A 6,245-nucleotide genomic window follows, 5' to 3' on the forward strand; every position below is an offset into this window, starting at 1 on the left:
TCACAGACAACACTTCTGTTGGCTTTAAAACCGCTATCGCGAGCAAGCTTTGCTCCCACATTGGACAAGCTTTGCTCCCACAGTGGGATCTTTGGTGATCGTTGAATCGGTCAGGTCACCACGCGATAGCACGGTTCATACGCCGCGCCGCCTGGCAGTTTCATCCGGTGCTGGGCGACGAAGGCCTGGAGCAACCGGTCGAGGGGTTCCATGATGGCGGCGTCGCCGTGGATTTCGTAAGGGCCGTGTTCTTCGATCAGGCGGATGCCCTTGTCCTTGACGTTACCGGCCACGATCCCCGAGAACGCCCGGCGCAAGTTGGCGGCCAGTTCGTGGGGAGGCAGGTCGCGGCTCAGGCCCAGGCTGGCCATGTTGGCGTGGGTCGGGTCGAACGGGCGTTGGAAGCCTTCGTCGATTTTCAGCAGCCAGTTGAAGTGGAAGGCGTCGTTGCGCTCGCGGCGGAACTGTTTGACCGCCTTGAGTCCCTGGGTCATATGCCGGGCCACTTCGGCCGGGTCGTCGATGATGATCTGGTAGTGCTTCTGCGCAGCCTCGCCCAGGGTTGCGCCGACAAAGGCGTGCAGTTGATCGAGGTACGGCGCGGCACTCTTCGGCCCGGTAAGGACGACCGGGAAGGGCAGGTCCTGGTTGGCCGGGTGCATCAGGATACCCAGCAAATAAAGGAACTCTTCCGCCGTACCGGCGCCGCCAGGGAAGATGATGATGCCGTGGCCCACGCGCACGAAGGCTTCCAGGCGTTTCTCGATGTCCGGCAGGATCACCAGCTCGTTGACGATAGGGTTCGGTGCTTCGGCGGCGATGATGCCCGGCTCCGTCAGGCCCAGGTAACGGCCGCCGTGGATGCGTTGTTTGGCGTGGGCGATGGTGGCGCCTTTCATCGGGCCTTTCATCACGCCCGGGCCGCAGCCGGTGCAGATGTCCAGGCTGCGCAGGCCCAGTTCGTGGCCGACTTTCTTGGTGTATTTGTATTCTTCGGTGTTGATCGAGTGGCCGCCCCAGCACACGACGATTTTTGGCTCCACGCCAGGGCGCAATGTGCGGGCGTTGCGCAGCAGGTGGAACACGTAGTCGCTGATGCCTTGTGAGGAGCTGAGGTCGATGCGCTGGCTGTCCAGTTCGTTCTCGGTGTAGACGATGTCGCGCAAGGCGCTGAACAGCATTTCCCGGGTGCTGGCGATCATTTCGCCGTCGACGAAGGCATCAGCCGGCGCGTTCAGTAGCTCCAGGCGAACACCCCGGTCCTGCTGGTGAATACGGATCTCGAAGTCCTTGTAGGCTTCCAGGATGGTCTTGGCGTTGTCGACATGGGCGCCGGTGTTGAGAATGGCCAGGGCGCACTGGCGGAAGAGGGTATAGATACTGCCGGAACCGGCTTCGCTCAGTTGCTGGACTTCGCGCTGGGACAAAGTCTCCAGGCTGCCCTTCGGGCTGACCGAGGCGTTGATTACATGTCTTTGATTCATTCAGCTTTCCTTGAAAACGATGCCGTACGCACAACGACGGCATCTTGAAAAAAACGTCCACGCAGAAAGATCGCACGATCCTTGCGGTATCGCCATGGACTTTGATCCGGATCCTTCGGGTCGGTTGCAACACAAAATGAGCCCCAGCATAGCTAAATCCACCGGGCAGGCGATAATGCGGGACTTTTTTTACGCCGCACAAGGAAATTGCACCGCGATGTTCGAGCTCAAACCGTGGGACGCCGAAGTCTACCGACGCCAGACCCGACGCAGTACCCTCATCGTCGCCGTGACATTCCTGGCACTGGCGATGCTGTTGTCCAGTCTGGCCGTGATGCTGTTCGGCACGCCTGGGGGCGATAATTTTCGCTTCAACGTGGGCGGGGTGTTTGCGGCGGTGCTGATGATGGTCGCACTGATGCGGCTGTATTTCTGGTCGCAGCCCTGGATGGCCGCGGCGGTGTACGGTTGGCGACTCAAGCGCAGCCTGATGAGCATCACCAATGTGATGCATCAGGTGACGGCCGGTGTGCAAGCCCAGGACCCGGCGGCGATGAAGTTGTTGCGCTTCTATCACCTGGGCCTGACGCAGATGCATCAACTCGACGCCAACTCCAGCGCCCAGGGTTCACTGAGCCGGGAGGCCGACGAGCATTTGGCCAGAATGCAGGCGCTGAATCTCGACACCGATCAGCCAAGCCTGGACCCGACCTGGATTGAGACGGTGAAACGGGCGTACAGCGAGCGCTGACGGGCTCGCCTTAACGTTCGACCATGCGTTGCAAAAACATCGCCAATCCGGCTTCTTCCGCACTGAGGCCTTTGCGTACCCGAGGCCTGGGCAATTGCCACAGGGCGCCGAGCAGGAAACCCTCCACCACCGCCGGATGAATGTAGCATTTACGACAGACGGTTGGCGTATTGCCCAGTTGCCGGGCGACCTGCCTGACCATCTCGACAACGTGCTTTTTCGCTTCGGTCTCGGTTTCCCAGCGCAGCGTTCGCAGCCCGGCCAGCGCCGCCGCGCTGCCGGCCCAGGTGCGGTAATCCTTGGCGGTGAAATCGGCGCCGGTCAGGCTCTTGAGGTAGGCGTTGATGTCCGAGGAGGTGATGGCGTGACGCTCACCCTGTTCATCCAGGTACTGGAACAGATTCTGCCCGGGAATCTCCTGGCAGCGTTTGATGATCCGCGCCAGGCGCCGGTCTTTCACGGTGATCTGGTGTTCGACACCGCTCTTGCCGCGGAACTGGAAGGCGATGGCGCTGCCGTTGACCTCGACGTGCTTGCTGCGCAGGGTGGTCAGGCCGTAGGAGCGGTTGTCCCGGGCATACTGGGGGTTGCCGACCCGGATCAGGGTGACGTCCAGCAACGTGATCACCGTGGCCATGACCTTATCGCGGCTGAATCCGGGCGTGGCCAGGGTTTGCTCCAGGCGTTTGCGCAGGCGGGGCAGGGTCAGGCCGAACTCCAGCATTCGTGAGTATTTGTCGGCATCGCGCACTTCGCGCCAGCGTGGGTGGTAGCGGTACTGCTTGCGCCCGCGAGCGTCCCGGCCGGTGGCCTGGAGATGACCGCGCGGGTCGGTGCAGATCCATACCTCGGTGTAGGCCGGCGGCACGGCCAGGGCGTTGATGCGCTGGATTTCGGCCGCATCGGTGATCCGCTGGCCCTGAGGGTCGAAATAACAGAACTTGCCCCGCAACTTTTTGCGGGAGATGCCAGGGGCGGTGTCATCGACATAATGCAGATCGGCCGGCAGTGCGTCCGGCAGCAGGGTGTCTGGCATGAAAGAATCCTTGGCAGCAAATCCGGGGAGCCTGTGATTGATTGACCGCAGCCTGTGGCGGTCGTGCCAAGTTTCTGAGGTGGCCCGCAACACTCGCGAATCACGGTTGGACCGCCGGACCTGTGGGAGCGAGCCTGCTCGCGATAGCGTCAGATCAGTTCACACCCATGTTGACTGAACCACCGCGATCGCGAGCAGGCTCGCTCCCACAAGGGCAGACTTATGCCAACACCGCCACCGCCTTGATCTGCGCCCACAGCAACTGCCCCGGATGAAGCTTGAGCTGATCCCGGGAGTAACGGGTGATGCGCGCGAGTAGCGGTGTGCCGGCAGCCTCCAGCCGAATCAGCACATGGGCGGCGTTGTCGGCGGCCAGTTCGCTGACCACGGTGACGGGCAAACGGTTGAGGATGCTGGTCTGGGCATCGTTTGTCAGGCTGAGGCTGACGTCACGGGCCTGGACCTTGAAGCGCAGCGGCTGTCCGATGGCCAGAGGCGTGTGGGCGACACGCACGTTCAAGAGGCTGTCGGGCAGGGTCAGGGACAGCAATTGATAGGCAGCGTCATAACCGCTGACCTTGCCCTGGACCACCACACCCGCGTCATCCCCCAACGCCAGCGGCAGATCAAGTCGCGCCAGTGTTTCGCCGATCGGCCCGCTGGCCAGCACGCGCCCGGCGTCCAGCAGCACGATGTGGTCGGCCAGGCGCGCCACTTCGTCCTGTGAGTGACTGACGTACAGCACCGGGATGTCCAGTTCATCGTGCAGGCGTTGCAGGTAGGGCAGGATTTCGTTCTTGCGCCGGGTATCCAGGGCGGCCAGCGGCTCGTCCATCAGCAGCAGTCGCGGGCTGGTCAACAGGGCTCGGGCGATGCCGACCCGCTGGCGTTCGCCGCCGGACAGGTTGTGTGGCTGTCGATCCAGCAAGTGACCGATGCCCAGCAGCTCGGTCGCTTGGTTCATGTCCACCCGTCGTTGTGCCGGTGCGATGCGCTTGAGGCCAAACGCCAGGTTGGCCCGCACCGACAGATGCGCGAACAGGCTCGCCTCTTGGAACACGTATCCCAGCGCCCGTTGATGGGGTGGCACGAACACGCCGCGCTCGCTGTCCTGCCAGACTTCGCCGTTGACCTCGATGAAACCCCGGGCCGGCCGCTCCAGCCCGGCGATGCAGCGCAGGCAGGTGGTTTTGCCGGAACCGGACTGACCATACAGCGCGGTCACGCCACGGCCTGGCAGTTGCACATCCAGGTCCAGGGAGAAGTCCCCATGGTCGAGCTGAAAACGCGCTTGAATCATCGATCAGCTCCAGCCGGCCCGGGTTCGGCGGCTGGAATACAGCGCCAGCAGCACAAGAAATGAAAACACCAGCATTGCCGCCGCCAGCCAATGAGCCTGGGCATATTCCAGGGCTTCGACATGGTCGTAAATCTGCACCGATACCACCCGGGTTTTTTCGGGGATGTTGCCGCCGATCATCAGCACCACGCCGAATTCGCCGACGGTGTGGGCGAAGCCGAGGATCGCGGCGGTGATGAAGCCAGGTCGGGCCAACGGCAGGATGACACTGAAAAAAGTATCCCAGGGGCCAGCCCGCAAGGTGGCGGCCACTTCCAGGGGGCGACTGCCGATGGCGGAGAATGCGTTTTGCAACGGCTGGACCACAAACGGCATGGAATAGATCACTGAGCCGATCACCAGCCCGGTGAAACTGAAGGTGAGGGTGCCCAGCCCGACGGCTTGGGTGAATTGGCCGATCCAGCCGTTGGGGCCCAGGGCGAGCAACAGGTAAAAGCCGATCACCGTGGGCGGCAGCACCAACGGCAGGGCCACCACCGCGCCCACCGGCCCGCGCAGCCAGGACTGGGTCCGTGACAACCACAGGGCGATGGGGGTGCCGATAAGCAACAGGATCACCATGGTCAGCGATGCCAGTTTCAGGGTCAGCCAGATGGCGGCGTAGTCGGCACTGGTCAGTGGCATTTAGCGTTGATAACCGTAGGCTTGGATGATGGCGGTGGCTTTCGGGCCCTTGAGGTAATCCATGAACGCCGAGGCTGCGGCGTTGTTTCGCCCTTTGTCGAGGATCACCGCGTCCTGTTTGATCGGCTCATGCAGTTCGGCGGGGACGATCCAGGCCGACCCGCTGGCCACCTTGCCGTCCTTGTAGACCTGGGACAAGGCCACGAAACCGAGTTCTGCGTTGCCGGTAGAAACGAACTGATAGGCCTGGGTGATGTTCTGGCCTTCGACGATCTTGCCTTTGACGTGCCCGGTCAACCCCAGCTTATCCAGCACCTGGGTCGCGGCCAAACCATAGGGCGCGGTTTTCGGGTTGGCGATGGAGAGATGCTGGAAGCCGTTGCCCTTGAGCACTTGGCCCTGACTGTCGACATAGCCGTCCTTGGCCGACCACAGCGCCAGCGTGCCGACCGCATAGGTGAAGCGCGAACCCTTTACCGTGTCGCCTTCGCGTTCGAGCCTGGCCGGGGTGGTGTCGTCGGCGGCGAGGAAGACTTCGAACGGTGCGCCGTTCTTGATCTGGGTATAAAACTGCCCGGTGGCGCCATAGGCCGCCACCAGTGTGTGGCCGGTGTCTTTCTCGAAACCGGCGGCGATTGCCTGGATCGGCGCGGTGAAATTGGACGCCACGGCCACCTGCACCTCATCGGCCTGGACGGCGCCAACGGTAAAGAGTGTGGTCAGCAGCAGCGGCGCGAGGCGGGTGAGGTGCATTAAAGGCTCCGTAAGGTCGGTTTCGCTATATACGGAAATATATAGCGAATGGCGGACAAACGGAATGTGAGTTTTGCAGAGGGCAGTGGCGGCGATGTTGAATGTGCCGCCGCCATCGCGAGCAAGCTTTGCTCCCACAGGGATCTGTGGCGAACACACATCTTGCTCCCACAGGGGGGCTGTGGCGAACACACATCTTGCTCCCACAGGGGGGCTGTGGCGAACACACATCTTGCT

Annotated in this window: 6 protein-coding genes; 1 reads left to right on the top strand and 5 read right to left on the bottom strand. The window is 62.3% G+C overall.

Annotated elements, in window-relative coordinates; all coding sequences use genetic code 11:
* Positions 1 to 110: 110 nt before the first annotated feature.
* On the bottom strand, positions 111 to 1,484 hold the full coding sequence (gene ppnN / locus MA884_RS03630) for a nucleotide 5'-monophosphate nucleosidase PpnN (protein WP_256229075.1): 1,374 nt from the start codon (positions 1,482 to 1,484) through the stop codon (positions 111 to 113).
* 217 nt (positions 1,485 to 1,701) lie between these two features.
* On the opposite strand from ppnN, the gene MA884_RS03635 reads away from it, so the two are divergent.
* Positions 1,702 to 2,235 (top strand): DUF3087 family protein, encoded by a 534-nt coding sequence (locus tag MA884_RS03635; protein ID WP_256229076.1) that lies wholly within the window; start codon positions 1,702 to 1,704, stop codon positions 2,233 to 2,235.
* 10 nt (positions 2,236 to 2,245) lie between these two features.
* Here the strand turns inward: MA884_RS03635 and MA884_RS03640 are convergent, their stop codons facing one another.
* The 4 genes from MA884_RS03640 to modA all read right to left on the bottom strand — a co-directional run bounded on the left by MA884_RS03640 (position 2,246) and on the right by modA (position 6,008).
* A complete protein-coding gene (locus tag MA884_RS03640; protein WP_256229077.1) occupies positions 2,246 to 3,271 on the bottom strand; it encodes a DNA topoisomerase IB in 1,026 nt (341 codons plus the stop codon).
* A gap of 220 nt (positions 3,272 to 3,491) precedes the next feature.
* A complete protein-coding gene (modC, locus tag MA884_RS03645) occupies positions 3,492 to 4,571 on the bottom strand; it encodes a molybdenum ABC transporter ATP-binding protein (RefSeq protein WP_256229078.1) in 1,080 nt (359 codons plus the stop codon).
* A 3-nt stretch (positions 4,572 to 4,574) separates the two neighbouring features.
* Positions 4,575 to 5,255, bottom strand: a complete 681-nt coding sequence (modB, locus tag MA884_RS03650; RefSeq protein WP_256229079.1) for a molybdate ABC transporter permease subunit — start codon at positions 5,253 to 5,255, stop codon at positions 4,575 to 4,577.
* Positions 5,256 to 6,008 carry a molybdate ABC transporter substrate-binding protein gene (gene modA, locus MA884_RS03655; RefSeq protein WP_256229080.1) on the bottom strand — a complete coding sequence of 251 codons (753 nt, stop codon included), beginning with the start codon at positions 6,006 to 6,008 and terminating at the stop codon, positions 5,256 to 5,258.
* Positions 6,009 to 6,245: the final 237 nt, after the last annotated feature.

It is taken from the genome of Pseudomonas sp. Q11, assembly GCF_024494355.1.
Taxonomy (GTDB): Bacteria; Pseudomonadota; Gammaproteobacteria; order Pseudomonadales; family Pseudomonadaceae; genus Aquipseudomonas; species Aquipseudomonas hefeiensis.

Excerpts from the sequence above, each read along its gene's own strand:
- ppnN (WP_256229075.1), bottom strand. The coding sequence starts at position 1,484 with ATGAATCAAAGACATGTAATCAACGCCTCGGTCAGCCCGAAGGGCAGC.
- MA884_RS03635 (WP_256229076.1), top strand. The coding sequence starts at position 1,702 with ATGTTCGAGCTCAAACCGTGGGACGCCGAAGTCTACCGACGCCAGACC.
- modC (WP_256229078.1), bottom strand. The coding sequence starts at position 4,571 with ATGATTCAAGCGCGTTTTCAGCTCGACCATGGGGACTTCTCCCTGGAC.
- MA884_RS03640 (WP_256229077.1), bottom strand. The coding sequence starts at position 3,271 with ATGCCAGACACCCTGCTGCCGGACGCACTGCCGGCCGATCTGCATTAT.
- modA (WP_256229080.1), bottom strand. The coding sequence starts at position 6,008 with ATGCACCTCACCCGCCTCGCGCCGCTGCTGCTGACCACACTCTTTACC.
- modB (WP_256229079.1), bottom strand. The coding sequence starts at position 5,255 with ATGCCACTGACCAGTGCCGACTACGCCGCCATCTGGCTGACCCTGAAA.